Annotated in this window: 20 protein-coding genes; 14 read left to right on the top strand and 6 right to left on the bottom strand. The window is 46.4% G+C overall.

What is annotated here, in order from left to right; translation table 11 throughout:
* Window positions 1-51: 51 nt before the first annotated feature.
* Window positions 52-1,263: a DUF2863 family protein gene (locus tag ICN14_RS02210; RefSeq protein WP_216224498.1), complete on the bottom strand. Its 1,212-nt coding sequence runs from the start codon at window positions 1,261-1,263 to the stop codon at window positions 52-54.
* A gap of 11 nt (window positions 1,264-1,274) precedes the next feature.
* A complete protein-coding gene (gene yaaA, locus ICN14_RS02205) occupies window positions 1,275-2,051 on the bottom strand; it encodes a peroxide stress protein YaaA (protein WP_216224496.1) in 777 nt (258 codons plus the stop codon).
* 68 nt (window positions 2,052-2,119) lie between these two features.
* On the opposite strand from yaaA, the gene ICN14_RS02200 reads away from it, so the two are divergent.
* The 13 genes from ICN14_RS02200 (at window position 2,120) to ICN14_RS02140 (ending at window position 13,918) form a co-directional block, all read left to right on the top strand.
* Complete coding sequence (locus ICN14_RS02200) at window positions 2,120-3,322, top strand: methionine aminotransferase (protein WP_216224494.1); 1,203 nt, start codon at window positions 2,120-2,122, stop codon at window positions 3,320-3,322.
* 40 nt (window positions 3,323-3,362) lie between these two features.
* Complete coding sequence (locus tag ICN14_RS02195; protein WP_216224982.1) at window positions 3,363-4,070, top strand: glutathione binding-like protein; 708 nt, start codon at window positions 3,363-3,365, stop codon at window positions 4,068-4,070.
* Window position 4,071: 1 nt separating this feature from the next.
* The gene (locus ICN14_RS02190; RefSeq protein ID WP_216224492.1) at window positions 4,072-4,926 is read left to right on the top strand and encodes a 3-hydroxybutyryl-CoA dehydrogenase; all 855 of its coding nucleotides are present in this window, start codon (window positions 4,072-4,074) and stop codon (window positions 4,924-4,926) included.
* Between the two features lie 42 nt (window positions 4,927-4,968).
* Entirely contained in the window at window positions 4,969-5,448 is a 480-nt protein-coding gene (locus tag ICN14_RS02185) for a DUF3429 family protein (protein ID WP_216224490.1), read from the top strand.
* A gap of 9 nt (window positions 5,449-5,457) precedes the next feature.
* Window positions 5,458-6,771, top strand: a complete 1,314-nt coding sequence (locus ICN14_RS02180; protein WP_216224488.1) for a replication-associated recombination protein A — start codon at window positions 5,458-5,460, stop codon at window positions 6,769-6,771.
* Window positions 6,768-7,409, top strand: coding sequence for a 2-hydroxychromene-2-carboxylate isomerase (locus ICN14_RS02175; protein WP_216224487.1), 642 nt, complete (start codon window positions 6,768-6,770; stop codon window positions 7,407-7,409). Before ICN14_RS02180 ends, ICN14_RS02175 begins: the two co-directional genes overlap by 4 nt.
* Window positions 7,410-7,488: 79 nt before the next feature.
* A complete protein-coding gene (locus tag ICN14_RS02170; RefSeq protein WP_255535953.1) occupies window positions 7,489-8,037 on the top strand; it encodes a peptidylprolyl isomerase in 549 nt (182 codons plus the stop codon).
* A gap of 37 nt (window positions 8,038-8,074) precedes the next feature.
* A complete protein-coding gene (locus ICN14_RS02165) occupies window positions 8,075-9,901 on the top strand; it encodes a bifunctional chorismate-binding protein/class IV aminotransferase (protein WP_216224486.1) in 1,827 nt (608 codons plus the stop codon).
* A gap of 9 nt (window positions 9,902-9,910) precedes the next feature.
* Window positions 9,911-10,471 (top strand): NUDIX hydrolase, encoded by a 561-nt coding sequence (locus tag ICN14_RS02160; RefSeq protein ID WP_216224485.1) that lies wholly within the window; start codon window positions 9,911-9,913, stop codon window positions 10,469-10,471.
* A gap of 13 nt (window positions 10,472-10,484) precedes the next feature.
* Window positions 10,485-11,222 carry a leucyl/phenylalanyl-tRNA--protein transferase gene (gene aat / locus ICN14_RS02155; RefSeq protein ID WP_216224484.1) on the top strand — a complete coding sequence of 246 codons (738 nt, stop codon included), beginning with the start codon at window positions 10,485-10,487 and terminating at the stop codon, window positions 11,220-11,222.
* A complete protein-coding gene (locus ICN14_RS02150) occupies window positions 11,219-11,974 on the top strand; it encodes an arginyltransferase (protein WP_216224483.1) in 756 nt (251 codons plus the stop codon). Before aat ends, ICN14_RS02150 begins: the two co-directional genes overlap by 4 nt.
* Window positions 11,975-11,983: 9 nt before the next feature.
* Window positions 11,984-13,015, top strand: coding sequence for a quinone-dependent dihydroorotate dehydrogenase (locus ICN14_RS02145; RefSeq protein WP_216224482.1), 1,032 nt, complete (start codon window positions 11,984-11,986; stop codon window positions 13,013-13,015).
* An 84-nt stretch (window positions 13,016-13,099) separates the two neighbouring features.
* Entirely contained in the window at window positions 13,100-13,918 is an 819-nt protein-coding gene (locus ICN14_RS02140; RefSeq protein ID WP_216224480.1) for an IclR family transcriptional regulator, read from the top strand.
* A gap of 29 nt (window positions 13,919-13,947) precedes the next feature.
* Here ICN14_RS02140 and ICN14_RS02135 read toward each other — a convergent pair whose 3' ends face one another.
* Complete coding sequence (locus ICN14_RS02135; RefSeq protein ID WP_216224479.1) at window positions 13,948-14,988, bottom strand: serine hydrolase; 1,041 nt, start codon at window positions 14,986-14,988, stop codon at window positions 13,948-13,950.
* Between the two features lie 110 nt (window positions 14,989-15,098).
* Window positions 15,099-15,986 (bottom strand): DMT family transporter, encoded by an 888-nt coding sequence (locus ICN14_RS02130; protein ID WP_216224477.1) that lies wholly within the window; start codon window positions 15,984-15,986, stop codon window positions 15,099-15,101.
* Between the two features lie 203 nt (window positions 15,987-16,189).
* Between ICN14_RS02130 and ICN14_RS02125 the strand changes: the two genes are divergently transcribed.
* Window positions 16,190-16,756 carry a phasin family protein gene (locus tag ICN14_RS02125; protein WP_216224475.1) on the top strand — a complete coding sequence of 189 codons (567 nt, stop codon included), beginning with the start codon at window positions 16,190-16,192 and terminating at the stop codon, window positions 16,754-16,756.
* Window positions 16,757-16,859: 103 nt separating this feature from the next.
* Here the strand turns inward: ICN14_RS02125 and lpdA are convergent, their stop codons facing one another.
* Both lpdA and aceF read right to left on the bottom strand, forming a co-directional pair.
* Complete coding sequence (gene lpdA, locus ICN14_RS02120) at window positions 16,860-18,656, bottom strand: dihydrolipoyl dehydrogenase (protein ID WP_216224473.1); 1,797 nt, start codon at window positions 18,654-18,656, stop codon at window positions 16,860-16,862.
* A 9-nt stretch (window positions 18,657-18,665) separates the two neighbouring features.
* The gene (gene aceF / locus ICN14_RS02115) at window positions 18,666-19,976 is read right to left on the bottom strand and encodes a dihydrolipoyllysine-residue acetyltransferase (protein WP_216224471.1); all 1,311 of its coding nucleotides are present in this window, start codon (window positions 19,974-19,976) and stop codon (window positions 18,666-18,668) included.
* Between the last annotated feature and the right edge of the window lie 13 nt (window positions 19,977-19,989).

The following is a 19,989-nucleotide window of genomic DNA, read 5'->3' as shown; positions in this document are numbered from 1 at the left end:
AGAATTTCTCGGCTTTTTTTATTCATATCTTGTTTGGATAGAGTTATTGATCTAGTGAAATAAAGGCTGCTGTGTAGGCGCGTCATCCGGCAACTCAGCGTGAACAGCATCACCCGATCGGTCCGGAAATAGTGGCGCGCCGCAATCATCGCAAAGCTCCGGATCAAACAACATTGCATGACGAAAGACATCTTCAACGCCAGCATCATGAAGCGCATCCGCAATCCGCTTCATAGGACTCTCATCCTCAGATAAATCATTCAGAGCATCATTGGCAACGCTCTCGCGATCATAGAGTGGCCAGATGACGCCATAGACCACCTCAGATGAACCTTTCAAACTAAATGAAATACGGTACTCATCCGCCTGCTCCTCACCAAATGCACCCACCACACAAGATAATCCAGCGGGCAAAACTCCCAGGGTACTCTCAAGAAAATTAACGCCAGCACGAATACTCAATGGACGCACTTGCTTATCAGCCAAGCGACAGTTTGTGAAATAGGCTTCTGGTAACAAAAGCTCAAACTCACAGCCCGGTAAGAGTGAGGCAATGGGTTCTTGCATCGTGTTTTGCCAACCAATCAAACTGACGCCTCGCTCTTGTCGCGTTGGTGCTTCTGCCTGCCAACGGAAAAGCGGAGTTCCTGTAGGCGCAGCAACAGCTGCAATGATGAAACGTGGGTCAGCTAATACTGCAATCGTCTCTGACATCTCACGCAACTCTAGCTTGACTTCACTTAAAGAGATGGCAGCGGTTGCCAGCGCCTCAGTCAACAAGCGAGTTTGGCAATGTGAATGTGGCATTTGATCAATGCTATAGAGCCAAGGAACAATCGCTAAACGGGCATCTGTAGAAGCAATTGAGTTGTGCAATGCAGCTGCAGTGGATTCAATGACATTCAATGGCAGTGCGCCGGAGGGAATCTGATAGCGCGTGTGTGCAACGATTGGTAGAGCCAATAACAGCACATCCCAACCCTGACCTTCATGCTCTATGGTGAGTGATTCAGCAAGTGTTTCCGCCGAATCTGCTAGCACCTCAAAAGCTACGGTATTAATACGGAAGGTTTGATCCAGTGCAGCATCAATCACATTCTGATTTTGACTTTTCAGCAAACGCATTAAGCGAACATTTAAACGCTCTTCCCAAAAACGATCTTCCATCTGACTGCCAGAGGCGGCCAAAGAGATGGCGTCAGCTACCAGGCGCTCTACGTCTGGAGAAGCGCGTTGCGAGGATTTAGTGCGATGAACAGCCATGGTGCACTCTCCTACTTTCTTTCGGGGCGTCTAAATAGCGGCTTCTCTGGTTTTGATTCAGAGGCGACATATTTGTAGCCATCTAAATTAAAGCCCTTCAAATCCGCAGGATCAGTAATGCGATTTTCAACAACGTAGCGAGCCATTAGCCCCCTAGCCCGCTTGGCATAAAAAGAAATAATTTTGAACTTGCCGTCTTTACCATCTTGAAACACTGGAGAAATCACTGGGCAATCTAAGTTCTTGGCTTGCAATACCTTGAAATACTCTTCAGAAGCTAAATTGAGGAGCACAGGCTTCTTTTGCTTCTCCAGGATGCACTTCAACGAATCGGTCACACGCTCGCCCCAAAATGCGTATAAATCTTTTCCTCGGGCATTCTTAAACGATGTCCCCATCTCTAAGCGATAAGGCTGCATTAAGTCTAAGGGGCGCAATGCACCATATAAGCCAGAGAGAATGCGGACATGGTCCTGTGCAAAATCAATGGCCTTGGCATTGAGGCTCTTCACGTCAAACCCATCGTAGACATCACCGTTGAAGGCATAAATAGCGGGTTTGCTATTTTCATCGGTAAATTTCTTGGACCAGTCACGATATCGGCCGACATTCAGAGCGGCCAGCTGATCCGATAGACCCATGAGGTTGGCGACCTCTTGAGGCGAAAGCTTCTTTAGCTCAGCTATCAGCTTTGCTGATTCAGAAACAAACTCCGGCAAAGTCGGGGCTTTGACCTTGGCGGGGGTTTTGTAGTCTAAGGATTTAGCGGGTGAAAGTACGATCAGCATGGCACAATTTGAATATGAATTACTACCATTCTAGCGACTACCTACCTTATTTGCCCTAAACCGCCTGCATGGACCAAAACCCACCTCTGACCCCTGCCTTCCCTAGTCGCCTACCCGAGGTGGGGACAACGGTATTTACGGTAATGTCGACCCTTGCGGCAAAACACCAAGCCATCAACTTGGGTCAAGGTTTCCCAGACTTTCCATGCGATCGTGAGCTTATATCCCAGGTTAATCAGGCGATGCTAGCTGATCACAATCAATACCCGCCGATGATCGGGATTGCAGAGTTACGTCTGGGTGTCTCACAAAAAATTTCTTCGCTTTATGGTCATGACTACGATCCTGACACTGAGATCACCATCACTGCTGGTGGCACCCAAGGAATCTTGACGGCAATCTTGTCATGCGTCACTCCAGGCGATGAAGTTGTCATTATTGAACCGGCCTACGACAGCTATCGCCCATCCATTGAATTAGCTGGCGGCAAAACTGTTGCCGTATCTTTGACCGCCAATTGCGATGAGCAAGGCAGTGTGAATTCCTATTCAATTCCGTGGGATGAGCTTGCGAAAGCAATCAATCCAAAAACGCGACTCGTCATCATCAACACGCCACATAATCCAACCGGTATGGTTTGGCAGAAATCCGATCTTGATCGCTTGGCCAGTTTAGTGAGAAGTACAAATGCGCTGATCTTAAGTGACGAAGTCTACGAGCACATGGTGTTTGACGGGCTTAATCATGTGAGCATTGCAAGTCATTCAGAGTTAGCGGCGCGAAGTTTTGTGATATCGAGCTTTGGCAAAACCTATCATGTCACCGGCTGGAAGGTGGGCTATGTAGCCGCACCATCATCGATGATGAAAGAATTTCGCAAGGTACATCAGTTCAACGTATTTACAGTGAACACACCAATGCAATATGGTTTAGCGGAATACCTCAAGAATGCAGATCATTACTTGGCGCTGCCATCTTTTTACCAAGCTAAGCGGGATTTTTTTAGTAAAGGACTGGAGCGCACTAGTTTCAAATTATTGCCATCCCCAGCAACCTATTTTCAATGCGTGAACTACACTAAGTTAAATATCCCCCAAGCTAAGATGAGCGAAGCTGATTTTTGCTCTTGGCTAACTACCGAGGTTGGCGTAGCTACTATTCCTATTTCTGCTTTTTATTCCAAGCCTGTTGAGTCAGGCGTGATCCGTTTTTGTTTTGCTAAAGAAGAAAAAACGCTCTCTGCAGCATTAGAGCGTTTACAAACCCTATAAAAGAGGAAAGATTATGGCAATAAGCAAACCTAATAAAGACATCATTGATGTTTATAGCTGGCCAACACCAAATGGGCACAAGGTGCACATCATGCTCGAGGAGTGTGGATATAAATTAGGCAAAGACTGGATTGCCCATCCAATTGATATTGGTGCCGGCGATCAGTTCAAGCCCGACTTCTTGGCGATTAGCCCAAACAACAAGATTCCAGCCATTACGGATCCCAATGGCCCTGATGGTAAACCGATTCACCTCTTTGAGTCTGGCGCCATCCTGCTCTATCTAGCAGCTAAAACAGGGAAGTTTTTACCCAAATCCACTCGTGCTAAGTACGAGGTCTTGCAATGGCTCATGTTCCAAATGGGGGGTTTAGGGCCACTTTTAGGTCAAAACCACCATTTTCGGATCTACGCTCCGGAAAAAATTGAGTACGCAATCAATCGCTACACTAATGAAGCCAAGCGTCTATATGGGGTGATCGATCATCAACTGAAAGATAATCCCTATATTGCTGGAAAGAGTTACTCCATAGCCGATATCGCCATATTCCCATGGACACGTAATTGGAAGAATCAAGGTATCGATATCAATGAGTACCCGCATTTCAAGCGCTGGTTTGAAATGATTGGTGAGCGCCCTGCTGTTAAGCGTGGCGTTGAAGTATTAACTGCATTACGCAAGCCCTTGCATGATGACAAAGCAAGAGAGCAATTATTTGGTTCATCACAGTATCAAAAAAGGAAATAGCATGAAGATTCAATCGGTCGGAGTTATTGGTGCAGGCACGATGGGCAACGGTATCGCGCAAGTGTGCGCAGTTGCTGGACTAGATGTTGTAATGGTCGACATCAGTGATGCAGCGGTTGAGCGCGGCTTGAATCAAATTAGCAAGAGCTTGGATCGCCTTGTTAAAAAAGAAACTCTGACGGCTGAAGGAAAGGATGCGGCGTTAAAGCGCATCAAAGGCAGCACTTCATATGCTGACTTCAAGGGCCTTCAATTGGTGATTGAAGCTGCCACCGAAAATCAAGCTGTAAAAGAAAAGATATTGAAGCAAGTTGATGAGATCGTCAGCAAAGAAACCATTATTGCTACGAACACCTCTTCACTCTCTATTACGAAGCTTGCTGCCCTAGATTCCAACCCAAGCCGCTTTATTGGTATGCACTTTTTTAATCCGCCGCCAATGATGGCATTGGTTGAAGTGATTCGTGGCTTGCAAACTTCAGATGCAACACACGCAGCCATTATTGAAATGGCTAAGCGTATTGGCAAAGAGCCGATCACCGTCAAGAACTCTCCTGGTTTTGTAGTAAACCGTATTTTGTTACCAATGATTAACGAAGCTTTCTTCGTGCTTCATGAAGGTCTTGCCAGCCCTGAAGACATTGATGCCGGCATGAAGCTAGGTTGCAATCAACCGATTGGTCCACTCGCCTTAGCTGACTTAATTGGTCTTGATACCTGCCTTGCGGTGATGGAAGTCTATTTTGAGAATTTTAGCGACTCCAAGTATCGCCCTTGCCCACTTCTCCGTGAGATGGTGGCAGCTGGATACCTTGGCCGCAAGACCGGACGCGGCGTCTACACCTACGATAAATAATTATTCAACTCATCATTAATCAACTTAAATAAAGAAGTTTTTGTGAACCCATTACCACCCCTAGTTCGTAAATTAGCCTACGCCGGCCTAATCCCATTTGTGGGTCTAGCCCTTATGGTGCAGTTAGCGCCGACACCACTCAATTACCTAAGTGCAGAGTCATTAGCTGGTTATGGGGCCGTGATTACTGCTTTCATGGGGGCATTACATTGGGGCGCTAATTTGCACACGCTGGGTAAAGCGCCTCCGGGGGATCGCTGGGAAGATCGGAACGCCTGGATTTGGGGTGTGATACCAGCATTAGTAGCCTGGGTTGCGTTACACATTTATATTCCAGTTGGACTGGTAATCCTGGCATCAGCTTTGGTGATCCAACGTAATATTGATAAAGAAACCTATCAATACTATTTTTCTAGTGAAGAGGCTTGCGCGGCTTTTATCACTTTACGCAATCGACTTACATTGGTTTCAGCTAGCTGCTTAATTTGGGCGGCTCTAGTAATTTTGTTTGTACAGAACTAAATCAAAGATATGGGCAATCTATTTGATCAAGCGCCTCCGCCTCCATTGGCAGAGGCCTTGCGCCCAAAAACTGTTGAAGAAGTCATTGGACAGACACATCTGCTGGCTACAGGCAAGCCACTCAATCTAGCCTTTGCTTCAGGCAGGCCTCACTCAATGATTCTTTGGGGTCCGCCAGGCGTCGGCAAGACCACCCTAGCAAGACTTTCTGCAAAGGCTTTTGATCGAGAGTTTATCGCGATATCGGCTGTACTTGCAGGCGTAAAAGAAATACGCGAGGCTATTGAACAAGCTCAACAAAGCATGTCTCAATACGGCAGACAAACTATTTTGTTTGTAGATGAGATCCATCGCTTTAATAAGAGTCAGCAAGATGCCTTATTGCCGCATGTTGAGTCTGGCTTATTTACCTTTATTGGTGCCACCACCGAAAATCCATCATTTGAGGTCAACTCAGCACTGCTCTCGCGAGCACAGGTATATGTACTTAAATCCTTAGGTGCTTCAGAGTTAAAGCAATTATTTGATCGTGCGCGTGAGTATGCAATGCCTGAAATTGCTTTCGAGGCAGATGCGATTGATAGCCTAATCTCTCATGCAGATGGCGATGCTAGGCGACTACTCAATTTAGTTGAACAAGTTCGCAATGCAGTTACTACCCCCGACTCCAACATAACAAATGTTGATCAACAGTTCATCGAGAATGCTTTAACTGTTCAGGCCCGCCGCTTTGATAAAGGCGGAGATCATTTTTACGATCAAATCTCCGCCCTGCATAAATCAGTACGAGGCTCTAATCCCGATGCAGCGTTGTATTGGTTTTGCCGAATGCTAGATGGTGGTGCAGATCCGCGCTATCTCGCCCGAAGAATTATTCGCATGGCCTGGGAAGATATTGGTCTTGCCGATCCAAGAGCAATGCAGCTGGCAAATGATGCTGCACAAACTTTTGAGCGACTAGGCTCGCCTGAGGGTGAGTTGGCGCTTGGACAAGCAGTTGTGTATCTTGCTATTGCTGCAAAAAGTAATGCGAGCTATAAGGCCTACAACGCAGCTAGAGCGTATGTTGCGAACGATCAAAGCAAACCAGTACCCAATCATTTGCGCAATGCCCCGACCAAACTCATGAAAGAGTTAGGCCATGGCAAGGAATATCGCTATGCACATGATGAGCCACATGCTTATGCTGCTGGAGAGTCTTATCTTCCAGAGGGAATGACTGAACCACATTGGTATGAGCCGGTTGATCGAGGTCTAGAGAGTCAGATTGCTGAGAAGATGGCCTTCTTACGCAAATTAGATGAGGAATCGAATAAGAAATGATTGAAGAGCTAAAGAGTGCAACCCCAATTGCTGGGACTTTTTATTACGACATCATCTCTCCTTTTTCGTATTTCTATATCAAGCAGCGACATCGCATTGAACAGCGTGTCAATATTCAACCTGTCCCGATCTTGCTCGGAGGCCTCTTTCGAGCAACCGATAATCGTGGACCTGGTGAAGTAGAAGCAAAGCGCCCTCACACCTACCAATACTGTGTGTGGCTTGCTGACAGGCTTGGCTTGCCATTTCGATTTCCGGATCATCACCCTTTTCTGACTGTGGCTGCGCAGCGACTTCTAGCTCAGCAAGACGCTCAATGGACAATGGTTGAGCGCGCATTTGAATTTGTTTGGGTTGAAGGCAAAGATCCCAATTTATCCTGGGCAGAATTCTGCCAATACCTTGGTTTGGCAGCGGATACACCAAAACCAGATGCACCTGAAACAAAAGCAAAACTAATTAGCAATACAGAGAAAGCCAAAGCAGATGGTGCATTTGGCGTGCCAACCCTAGTGATTGATGGCCATGCTTTTTGGGGGGTCGATACCATCGACTGGGCTTTGGATTATTTAGACAGACCCAAGATGTTCGAAGAGGCGGCTTACCGGCACGCGGGCCAACTACCATCCGGCCTTTGAGCAATACAATAAGATTTATCCCATTTTTAATAGATTTTTAAGGATCTTCACTATGCGCAAAATCATTGCCTCCCTATTCATGATTACCAGCCTAATTACTAGTGCGGCATGCTTTGCAGGCCCTAAGGTTGAATTCAAAACTACCATGGGAAATTTTGTTGTTGAACTTGATTCCGTAAAAGCACCAAAAACCACTGCCAACTTTTTGAACTACGTTAACAGCGGGTTTTATAACGGTACTATTTTTCACCGCGTAATTGATGGCTTCATGATTCAAGGTGGTGGCTTTACTCCAGACTTGGTTCAAAAGCCGACCAATGCCCCAGTTGTTTCAGAGGCTCAAAATGGACTCAAGAATGACACCTACACCATTGCAATGGCACGCACCTCCGATCCTGATTCTGCTACTGCCCAGTTCTTTATTAACGTTAAGGACAACGAAGGCTTGAATTATCCAAATGCGATGGGTAATGGTTACACGGTATTTGGCAAAGTAATTTCTGGAACGCAAACCATTGATGCAATCCGTAAAATTCCTACGATGGTTGCACCGGCACCGAAAATGGGACGCATGGCAGATGTTCCTAGTAAGACAGTTACGATTGAATCAGCTACTGTTCTCAAGTAATTTCTACAGATCTATTTGAGCTCTAACGATCAATAGCATGATCTTGCTGGATGATGCCCAGAGCACTCAAGCTCAGCCTAGCAGCCGCCTATATGAAAATGCGCTTCAGTGCTGGACTGTCTATCCTCAGTCCAGCTATTCAGAGACGATTTCCGCTGTAGATCAATGCCTGCGTAATATCAATGAAGCATTGCGTCAGGGCGAATATGTTGTTGCCGCATTTGCTTATGAATTAGGTCTATACATTCATAAAATTGATGGGCCCATCGATGGCGATCAGAAAAGTCACCCGCTAATACAGGCATGGTCCTTTCAATCTTATGAAAGCTTCAGCAAGCAAGATACTGATGCCTTCATTAAGAGCCGGATTGTGACCCCAGATTCCGACTCTCAAGTTGCAGGCGTTGCTAACCTTCATTTTTCTATTCATGAGGACCAATTCAAGTCCGATATTGAAACAATCCAAGAGTACATTCGTAATGGCGACACTTACCAAATTAATCATACCTTTCGGATTACGGGAGAGGCCTATGGTGATCCACTCTCACTCTATGCACGATTAAGAAGTCGCCAGCCAGGACGATTTGGCGCATTTATTGAGAGTGACGCGAACTATATTCTTTCCCAGTCGCCCGAATTATTTATTCAGAAGCAAGGCAATACTCTCAAAGCTATGCCCATGAAAGGCACCGCCAGTGCATTGAGTGATTCAGCAGAGCACTTATCAGCAGATGCAAAGAATCAAGCAGAAAACGTCATGATTGTTGATTTGCTGCGTAATGATCTAAGCCGCCTAGCCTTACCGGGAACCGTTACTGTTCCAGAACTTTTTGAGGTTGCCAGGTACGGTGATGTATTGCAAATGACATCAACTGTTCAAGCTGAGATGAAACCAGGAATTGAATTACGTGATGTACTCAACGCCGTATTTCCTTGTGGCTCTGTAACTGGAGCACCCAAGAAACGCAGCATGCAAATCATCCAAGAATTGGAGTCACAAGATCGCGGCTACTATTGCGGTGCACTTGGCTGGATAGATCCCAGTGGTGACTTTGCATTTAGCGTTCCCATCCGCACGCTTGAAATCGAACGTAATATTGATTCACATGCGGCACCATTTACATTGGGCATCGGCGCCGGCATTACGATTGATTCTGAAGCTTCGCAAGAGTGGGAGGAGTGCCAAATTAAAGCAGCCTTCTTAAGCAAGCTCCCTAGTGAATTAGGTTTATTTGAAACAATCCTAGTTCACCAAGGCAAAGCCCAACATCTACAGCTTCACTTAGAACGTTTGACAGATTCAGCTCTAGCGCTTGGCATTCCCTACTCCTCGACCGAAGTTGCTATGGTTATTGAGAGTGCTTGCGAAAATATCTCAAGCGATACCGACTATCGCTTGCGATTGAATTTGGATCATGCTGGAAAACCTAGTTACCAAATCTCTCCAATTAGCTCACTGCCAGAATCAGTGAAGATTTTTTGGGCTAGCGACGTTCTTCCTAGCCCCGGTAATGCCACCCTTTACTCAGGCAATGTTTTACTGATGCATAAAGTGAGTAGTAGAGATATTTATGACCTGGCCTGGAAATTGGCAGAAGAACATGGTGGCTTTGACGCTCTTTTTGTTAACGAACAAGGATTTGTTACCGAGGGTGGAAGAAGCAGCATCTTTATTAAGTCCGGCGATCGCTGGCTTACGCCACCAGTCACAGCGGGACTGCTACCAGGGGTAATGAGGTCAATCATATTGAATGATCCCAAATGGAATGCCCATGAGGCAAACCTGACTATTGCCGATGTTCAAAATGCAAAAGAGATTATGCTTAGCAATGCACTACGTGGCCACATCCCCGCCCATTTTTAGAAAGTCCGCATGAAGTTTTGCTCGCACTGCGCAGCGCCTATTAGCATCAAGATTCCTGCGGATGATTCGCGGGAGCGTCATGTTTGCGATTCTTGTGGGAGCATTCATTATTTCAATCCACGTAACGTGGTTGGCAGCATTCCCGTACATGGCAAGCAAGTTTTATTGTGTCGTCGTGCCATAGAGCCTCGCCATGGCTATTGGACTCTTCCCGCTGGATTTATGGAACTCGGTGAAAGCACTAGTACTGGTGCAGCACGAGAAACTCAAGAGGAGGCTGGCGCCATAGTTCAAGTTGGCCCACTCTACTCGCTACTCAATGTGCCACATGCAGAGCAAGTCCACCTCTTCTATTTAGCCACCATGACCTCTCCCGACTTTTACGCAGGCGAAGAGAGTCTAGAAGTTGATCTATTCAGTGAGGAAGATATTCCGTGGAATGAGATTGCCTTTCCAACAGTGAAACAAACCTTAGAGTGGTTCTTCGCCGATCGCGCTGCAGGTGTATTTGATTCAGGCATTGAGTTTGGTGTTCGCAGCAGAGATATTCTGCCAACAGAAAAAATTTGATCGTCGCAAGCACATGAGCAACATCAACTGGCTGGGATCTCAGGATGAATTTCCTAACCCAATTGATTGCGCAGATCCCGACCCCAGCGTCCCTGGCTTAATAGCAGTCAGTGAGCGAATTTATCCAGGCCAGCTAGCTCGCGCCTATCAAATGGGAATATTCCCTTGGTACTCAGACAATCAACCAGTCTTATGGTGGTCGCCCAACCCCCGAATGGTATTAAAGCCTAAGAACTTTAAGTGCCACGAATCCCTGAAGAAAACCATTCGACACTTTTTAACGGACCCGCAAAAAAATATCTGCGTGGATGATGATTTTGGAGCAGTCGTTCGCTCTTGCGCAACCGCCAGAAGAAAAGATCAAGATGGCACATGGATTACCCATGAAATCATGGATGCCTATACCCAGCTTCACGAACAAGGTCACGCCCACAGTATTGCGGTAACGGAAGATGGGTTACTGATTGGCGGTCTCTATTGCGTTGCATTTGGTGGTATGGTTTTCGGAGAATCCATGTTTAGCCATCAAACGGATGCCTCCAAAGTTGCCTTAGCCACTCTCGCCGCTTGGTGTGAGCAACATCAAGTTGCAATGATTGACTGTCAGCAAGAAACTGCTCACCTGGATTCTCTAGGTGCTGCACCAATATCTCGGGATAAATTTTTGGCTCATCTGCAAATTGCGTTAAAGCAAACTAATATAGAGATTCCTTGGACATTTGATAAATCGATTTTGCGTCACTGGCTATGACCCAATTAAAAGAACTTCCCTTAACCGAGCTTCAGTTCTACGCAACAGCTCCCTACCCTTGCAGCTATCTGCCGGGTAAAACCGCTCGCTCACAGGTCGCAACACCGTCCCATTTAATACATGCTGATTTATATAGCGAACTAGTTAATGCGGGTTTTCGTCGTAGCGGTCTATATACATACCGACCCTATTGCGATGAATGCAATGCCTGCACAGCAACACGCATCCCCGTGAAGCAGTTCTCGCCCAACCGCAGCCAGAAACGCTCCTGGAAAAAACATGCGGGACTAGATATTCGTGTTCTGAATTTGGGTTACCAAGAGGAGCACTATCAGCTTTATCAGTCTTACCAAAGTAATCGTCATTCTGGTGGCGATATGGATCAAGGCAGCGAAGATAGCCAAGATCAGTACATGCAGTTTCTATTGCAAAGTCGAGTGAACTCGAGAATCGTTGAATTTCGTGATGGTCCGAATGACCCCCATCCAGGACGTCTTCGAATGGTGAGCATGATTGATGTCTTGGATCAAGGCATCTCCTCTGTGTACACCTTCTTTGATACCAGCAACACCTCTGCCAGCTATGGGAGCTTTAGCATTCTGTGGCAAATTCAGCAGGCCCTAGAGTTAGGCCTTCCCTACCTTTATCTCGGCTACTACATTGAGAATAGTGAAAAAATGTCCTATAAGGCCAAGTTCCAGCCCATTGAAGGTTTAATGGATGATCATTGGCAACCCATCATTGGGCCATAATATCTACCCATGATCGATAGTTACCCTCTTCTACGCCCCTGGTTATTTTCTTTAGACCCAGAGCAAGCGCACAACCTGACCCTCAGCAATCTAGACCGCGCGCAACGCTGGGGTTTGTTGCGCCACCTAGTTGAGCAACCAGCTTCAGATCCCCGTAACCTATGCGGCATCACTTTTCCAAATCCAGTTGGACTTGCCGCCGGATTAGATAAAGATGGTAAACATATTGATGCACTGGGGTCGCTGGGTTTTGGATTTTTGGAAATCGGCACAGTTACTCCGAAGCCACAACCCGGTAATCCAAAGCCACGCATGTTTCGCTTACCGCAAGCGCAGGCCATCATTAATCGCATGGGTTTCAATAACGATGGTGTCGATGCCTGTGTCAAACGTGTTCGCAACTCTGCATATTGGCAAAATGGTGGCATCGTTGGTTTAAATATTGGCAAGAACGCAAGTACCCCGATCGAGAATGCCGCCAGCGATTATGTGACAGCCATGGAAGCGGTATATGAAGTTGCTTCGTATATCACCGTCAATATCTCCTCCCCAAATACACAAAATTTACGCGCACTTCAAGGCGAGGAAATGTTACGCGCCTTACTTGGATCTCTTCATTTAGCGCGTGAGGCACTGTGCGATCGATATGGTGTTCGCAAGCCTCTCTTTTTAAAAATTGCGCCAGACCTAGATCAAAATGACATCAAACTGATCGCTGATCTCTTACTTGAATTTAAGATTGATGCAATCATCGCAACAAATACAACGATTGCCCGCGATGCAGTTCAAGGGCTTGAATTTGGTCAAGAAGCTGGTGGCTTGTCCGGCGCCCCGGTTCGCGCGGCATCCACTGAGGTGGTCAAGAGTCTTAAGCAGTATTTAGGCGATACCATTCCAATTATTGGCGTAGGTGGCATTCTGTCTGGCAAAGATGCAGAAGAAAAAATGGATGCTGGTGCCAGCCTAGTTCAAATTTATAGCGGCCTAATCTATCGTGGCCCAAAACTGATTGCTGAGTGCGCAGCGGCATTAAGAAAGTAACTTAGCAGGTCCCAAAACGCTTTTTGGCATTGAAATGGCGTTTCATATTGTGCAATTTTGCTAAAAATCGCTACAATTAACAGCATGACAACAAGCAAACCTGAAAAAGTAGCAAAAGCACCTGGCGAGGCTGGCAAAACAGCCATTCAGGTAGTTGAGCGCATGATGAACTTGCTTGATGCCCTGGCAACACACGAAGAGTCTAGTAGCCTTAAAAACCTTGCTGAGGAGACAGATTTACACCCCTCTACAGCGCACCGCATCTTAAATGATCTAGTTGCCTGCCGCCTAGTAGAGCGTGGTGATGGTGGCACCTATCGTCTTGGACTTAAATTACTTGAGCTTGGTAATTTAGTTAAAGCGCGGCTCTCAGTTCGGGAGGCAGCCCAAGCCCCCATGCGGGCTTTACACAAGCTTACTGGCGAGACCATCAATCTTTCAGTTCGCCAAGGCGATGAAATTGTTTACATTGATCGCGCCTATAGCGAGCGCTCTGGTATGCAAGTAGTTCGTGCTATTGGTGGCCGCGCACCACTACACCTCACATCAGTTGGTAAATTATTTCTGGCGAGCGATGATCCAAGCCAAGTTCGAGCCTATGTCACGCGCACTGGTTTAGCTGGACACACCAGAAATAGCATTACTGAATTAGGAAAATTGGATTCAGAACTTAATCAAGTGCGTAAATTGGGTCACGCTCGTGATAACGAAGAATTAGAGCTCGGTGTGAGCTGCGTTGCTGCTGAGATTTATGATGACAGCGGTAAGTTAGTAGCAGGACTTTCATTAAGCTCTCCTACTGATCGCATTCAAGCCGATTGGCTGAAGCTTCTACAAGATACGGCTTTGCAGATTTCTAAGGGTATGGGTTACAAACCTAAGGTCAACGACCAAAACACTTAAAACTGAATTTCGTTCGCTAGCGTCATTCTTTACATTAAGCGACGAATTGCATGAGGCTCGCCCGATGGCATACGCTCATACCAATCACGCACCCTAACAGCATCAGCAAAGCGTGACTGCGTACCAACAGAGTCCAAGAAAACTAGTAACAAAGGCGTGTTATTTACTCTGGCTTGCATCACCAAGCACTTACCAGCCGCATTGATAAAGCCCGTTTTTTGGAGACCGATATTCATATCGCCGGCGCGCACTAGACGATTGGTATTCAAGAACTTCTGCGGACGTTTCGCAATCACCATTGTTAAATCTGGCCAAGTCGAAAACTCACGAATCATTTTGTACTGGTAAGCAGCGCTCAACATACGCGTGAGATCTTCTGCAGATGCTACATTCTCACTTAATAAGCCAGTTGGGTCAGCAAAATGAGAGTGTGTCATGCCAATCTCTTTAGCCTTGCGGTTCATGGCATCCACAAACGCTGGGATGCCGCCTGGATAATTTCGGCCAAGAGTATATGCGGCGCGGTTCTCGGAGGACATGAGTGCCAACAATAGGGCTTCTTCTCGCGTTAGAACTGTGCCACCAGCAAGGCGCGAAGTTCTGTAGATATGAACGTCATCCGCATTAATGACAATAGTTTCATCAAGCGGCAATTTAGAGTCGAGGACGACCATTGCGGTCATTAACTTCGTGATCGAGGCGATCGGCAGACTTACAGAAGGATTCTTTTCAAAATAGACTTCTTTTGTATCTTGGTTAACCACCATTGCCACACTGGACTTGAGGCTGAGGTCATCATGCTGTCCGCGCAATCCCAATGCGGTTGCAAATGAAGGTCTAGCCTCTACAACTGAGTCGCTAGATCGTGTAACTGTAGTGCGAACGGCTTTGGATTTCTTGGAAGATTTGGCAACTTTCTTTATCTCTACTTTGGTAGTTGCCTTCGTTGATGACTTAGATGTCTTCGCTGTTTGAGAATCCTTATTGGCTGCACTTACCTGAAAAGAAGCGGCTACGCCAAATGACATTAATACAGCTAGAGCGATGAGCCTAAATCGATTCAAATGCATCCCCAAATACCTTCCAAAACTTTTAACATACCGAATGATAAATAACTTTTGCTTCTATGCAGCAATTATTGCCTACATATGCCGTAAAAGTACCTGCCTATAGTGCAGCCTTACTCCGCAATCGTTGCAACAGTACTAGTTTGTCCGCGATTCACCAAGACTACGCCAGTCATAGTCAGCAATAAGCCCCCTGCCATCATTAAAGTGAATGGCTCATCAAATAGGAACCACGCCATTACTGCTGTAGTTGGCGGCGTCAAATACAAGAGGCTTGTTACCTTGGTTGCCGCCCCTTTACGAATCATCATGAAGAGCAGGCTAATGGATCCAATGGATAAGGGAAAAATTGCCCAGAGTAATGCACCAACAACGGAAGCATTCCAAACCATAATTCCGGATTCAAAGTAATACATGCAAATAAAGCAGAGGACAGCAGATACGCCGAACTGAATAGATGAGCCGGCGCGAAGATCGAATACTGGGCAGAATTTCTTCTGATAGAGAGTGCCAAACGTTATTGAAAGCAAGGCTGCAAACGCGAGGACATAGCTAAACAACGGAATATGGGCGAAACCAATTTTTTCCGCCACCACTAAAGCCACACCAGCAAAACCAAAGCCCAGGCCAATCCACTGCCTACCAGTCACTCTTTCAGAAACCCAGGCAGCAAACCAAGCAGTCAAAATTGGTTGTAGGCCGACGATGATGGCTACTAGGCCAGCTGTCATTCCCAAACGTACAGCGAACCACACGCCCAATAGGTATCCAAACTGTAGCAACATCCCAGCAACCGCAATATGTTTCATTTGGGACCAGCTAGGCCAACTGATTCTCCACACCAGACTAAGACAAGCCATAGCCATCAAGACACCTGCAAAGCGCCAAAATAGGAAAGTGGCTGGCTCCACGTATGGCATTGCTAAACGCGCAATCACAAAGCCCGTACTCCAGATCAATACAAATAACGGTGCTATTAAGCTGTCTAGCTTCAATTTCATGGATAACTTATTGAAAATGTGGAGTTTTTTATGTAATCACTGATTTTAGGCTTTTTTATATCCTCACATCCCGTTTCTAAGCATCCCACTTATTATGTTGCACCGCACCATTATTGCTGTAAAATGGTGCGTAATTAAATTGATAAGCTCAAGATAAAGCTCATAGTGAGCAAAGAGATAAAGTCCACAAGAAAGGGATTGAAATGAACTTAACGCCAGAACAGATAGCAGCAGCGCAAAAAGCAAATTTAGAGACTTTGAGTGGACTGACCAATCAAGCCTTACAAAGCATTGAGAAGTTGGTAGAACTGAATATGCATATTGCCAAGCAAAGCCTGGGCGATAGCATGAGCAGCGCAAAGAAAGCCTTGGAAGTAAAAGATATTCAACAACTCCTCGCGCATCAAGCGGAAGCAGTGCAGCCAATGGCAGAAAAAATCATGGCCTATAGTCGCCATCTATATGAATTAGCCCATGAGACACAAGCTAGTTTTACAAAGTCTGCTGAAAAAGAACTTGAAGCGGGTCAGACAAAAATGAATGCCTTGGTAGAGGATTGGACAAAGAATGCACCAGCAGGATCTGAATCTGCCGTGCATGCCATTAAACAAGCTATCGCTTCCGCCAATAACGTTTTTGAAACAAGCCAAAAAGCAGTAAAGCATGCAGTTGAAGTTGCTCAAACAAACTTGAGCAATGCCACCAGCACAGTTGAAAAGACCGTCAAAACAGGTAACAAGCCTGCAACTAAAGCTAGCAAGAAAAAGTAATCCTTACATTGTTGCTACAGTTTTCTTGTTGCAACAGTAGTAATAAAAAAGCCCCGAGAGATCGGGGCTTTTTCTTATCAAACCAATAGCAAAGAAACGTTGTTTAATGCGCCTTCTTTTTGACGGGCGGTAAATCAGTGCAGTGACCAAGAGCAGCCTCAGCAGCCAAGCCAACTGACTCACCTAAGGTTGGATGAGGATGAATAGTTTTACCGATATCTACAGCATCAGCACCCATCTCAATTGCAAGACACACTTCACCAATTAAATCGCCAGCATGAGTACCTACGATTCCACCGCCAATAATGCGCTTCGTTGTGGCATCAAAAATAAGCTTCGTGAAACCTTCATCACGTCCGTTAGCAATCGCCCTGCCGCTTGCAGCCCAAGGAAATAAGCCCTTCTCATAAGCAATACCTTTGGCTTTACATTGCTCCTCAGTCAAGCCAGCCCAAGCCACCTCAGGATCGGTATACGCTACGGATGGAATCTGCTTAGCATCGAAGTAGGATTTTTCACCAGCTGCAACTTCAGCTGCAACGTGACCCTCGTGCACTGCTTTGTGAGCAAGCATAGGTTGACCAACAATATCGCCAATTGCAAAGATATTGTTTACATTGGTGCGCATTTGATTGTCGACTGAAATAAAACCACGCTCATCCACAATGACGCCTGCAGCTGATGCATCAATCTTTTTGCCATTAGGTGTGCGCCCTACCGCAACCAACACTAAATCGTAAGTTTGCGGCTCTGATGGAGCATTCTCACCTTCAAAGCTCACTTGAATACCATCGGCTTTAACTTCAGCTTTTGATGCGCGAGTCTTAAGCATGATCTTTTCAAAACGGCCGGCATTAAATTTCTCCCAAACCTTTTCTAAATCTCGGTCTGCGCCCGCCATCAGGCCATCCATCATTTCAGCAATATCAATACGTGAACCTAAGGTGCTGTAGACAGTAGCCATCTCCAAACCAATAATGCCGCCGCCAATGACTAACATACGCTTTGGAATGCTCTTGAGCAATAAAGCGCCTGTACTGTCAACAATGCGCGGATCCTCTGGCAAGAACGGAAGTTTTACTGGCTGACTTCCGGCTGCAATGATTGCCTTCTGAAAACGCACCACTTCTTTTTGACCAGCTAAATCTTGGCCATCACCCTTGGTCAACTCAACCTCAACGTGATTTGCGTCCAAGAAACGACCAAGGCCACGAACAACGGTCACCTTGCGTGCTTTGGCCATGCCAGCTAATCCACCCGTCAACTTGGCGATGACAGAATCTTTGTAGCCACGCAGCTGATCTATTTCGATTTTTGGAGCGCCATAACTAATGCCATGCTTGGACATTGTCTTCACTTCATCCATCACGGAGGTCGTATGAAGCAAGGCTTTTGATGGGATGCAACCCACGTTTAAGCACACGCCGCCCAAAGTGGAGTAACGCTCTATCAAAATAGTACTCATACCCAAATCCGCACTTCGGAATGCTGCGCTATAACCGCCTGGGCCAGCACCTAAGACCAGCACTTCGCACTCGTGATCAACCTTACCGCTATATTGTCCAGCGATAGGAGCGCTCATCACAGGAGCAGCTGCTGGTGCGGCTGCAGGAGCAGGAGATGGGCTTGCTGCAGGTATAGCAGCCTGAGGTGCAGCTGCAGCCCCAACTTCAACTTCAGCAACCACACTTCCCTTGCCAACCTTATCGCCAGCCTTGACGGAAATACTCAGAATGGTTCCAGCTACATCAGCGGGAACTTCCATTGTTGCTTTGTCAGACTCTAGAATGAGTAAGGGCTGTTCTTTTTCTATGACATCGCCTACTTTGATGAGTACTTCAATAACCGGCACATCTGAATAATCACCAATATCTGGTACGAGAATAATTTGCTTAGCCATATCTTTTCCTTATAGCGCTGCGCGACGGAAGTCGGACATCAGCTGAGCGATATAGACATTGAAACGTGTTGCCAAAGCACCGTCAATTACACGATGATCAGCACTCAATGACAATGGGCAAATTAAGCGTGGGACAAATTGCTTGCCATCCCAAACAGGCTTCATGGCGGCCTTGCTTACACCCAAGATTGCAACCTCAGGCGCATTCACGATAGGAGAGAAATAGGTACCGCCAATGCCGCCTAGAGAGGAAATGGTGAAACTAGCACCTTGCATTTGATCTGGCTTTAATTTTCCATCTCGTGCAAGTGCAGCTAATTCCGAGGTTTCTCGAGCAAGCTCAAAAATGCCTTTTTTATCCGCATCACGAATGACTGGTACAACCAGACCATTTGGCGTATCTGCGGCAAATGCAATATTGAAATACTTCTTCAATACCAAGTCATCACCGTCAATAGAGCTATTGAACTCAGGGAACTTCTTAAGGGCAGCCACAGCAGCCTTCATTAAGAAAGCCAACATGGTGATTTTAAGACCCTGCTTTTCATTCTCTTTATTCGTGAGAACTCTGAATGCCTCAAGATCAGTAATGTCTGCATCTTCGTGATAAGTCACGGCAGGAATCATGACCCAATTGCGTCCTAGGTTTGCTGCAGTCAATTTCTTAATGCGATTGAGTGGCTGACGCTCCGTCTCTCCAAATTTAGAGAAATCCACTTTAGGCCAAGGGATGAGATTCAATCCACCCAAGCTTCCGCCAGATGTGTTGGATGCACTGCCAGCCCCACCACTCATTGCAGCTTTTACAAAAGCCTGCACGTCTTCCTGAGTAATTCTGCCTTTGGGGCCAGAACCTTTAACTTGATGAACGGTGACGCCAAGCTCACGAGCAAACTTACGTACTGATGGACTGGCGTGACTTGCGGTTGGATCTACTTCCACTGGTGTATTGCTAATGGGTGGCGGCGCTGGTGCACGCACGATCGGAGGCTCCACTTTAGGAGCTGGGGCTGCTACTTCAGTTTTCACTGCCGCGGGAGCTGCTGTAGTTTGTGCAGCAGCCGGAGCAGTCGCCTCGCCACTTTCTTCAAGCACCAAAACAATAGCGCCCTCTGAAATCGAGTCACCCACTTTAACTTTGACCTCTTTCACCACGCCGGAGTGTGATGATGGAACATCCATAGTTGCCTTGTCGGATTCAAGCACAACGATAGACTGCTCTTTTTCAACACGGTCACCGGCTTTTACCAATACCTCGATGACGGGCACATCTTTGTAATCCCCAATGTCCGGGACTTTAATATCAATTAGTTGGCTCATAGTCTCTGTCTCT

Origin of the sequence: Polynucleobacter sp. MG-27-Goln-C1 (assembly GCF_018881905.1) — a bacterium.
Classification (GTDB): Bacteria; Pseudomonadota; Gammaproteobacteria; order Burkholderiales; family Burkholderiaceae; genus Polynucleobacter.
The sequence above is the reverse complement of the archived record's forward strand: the minus strand, read 5'-3'. Positions and strand labels throughout refer to the sequence as shown.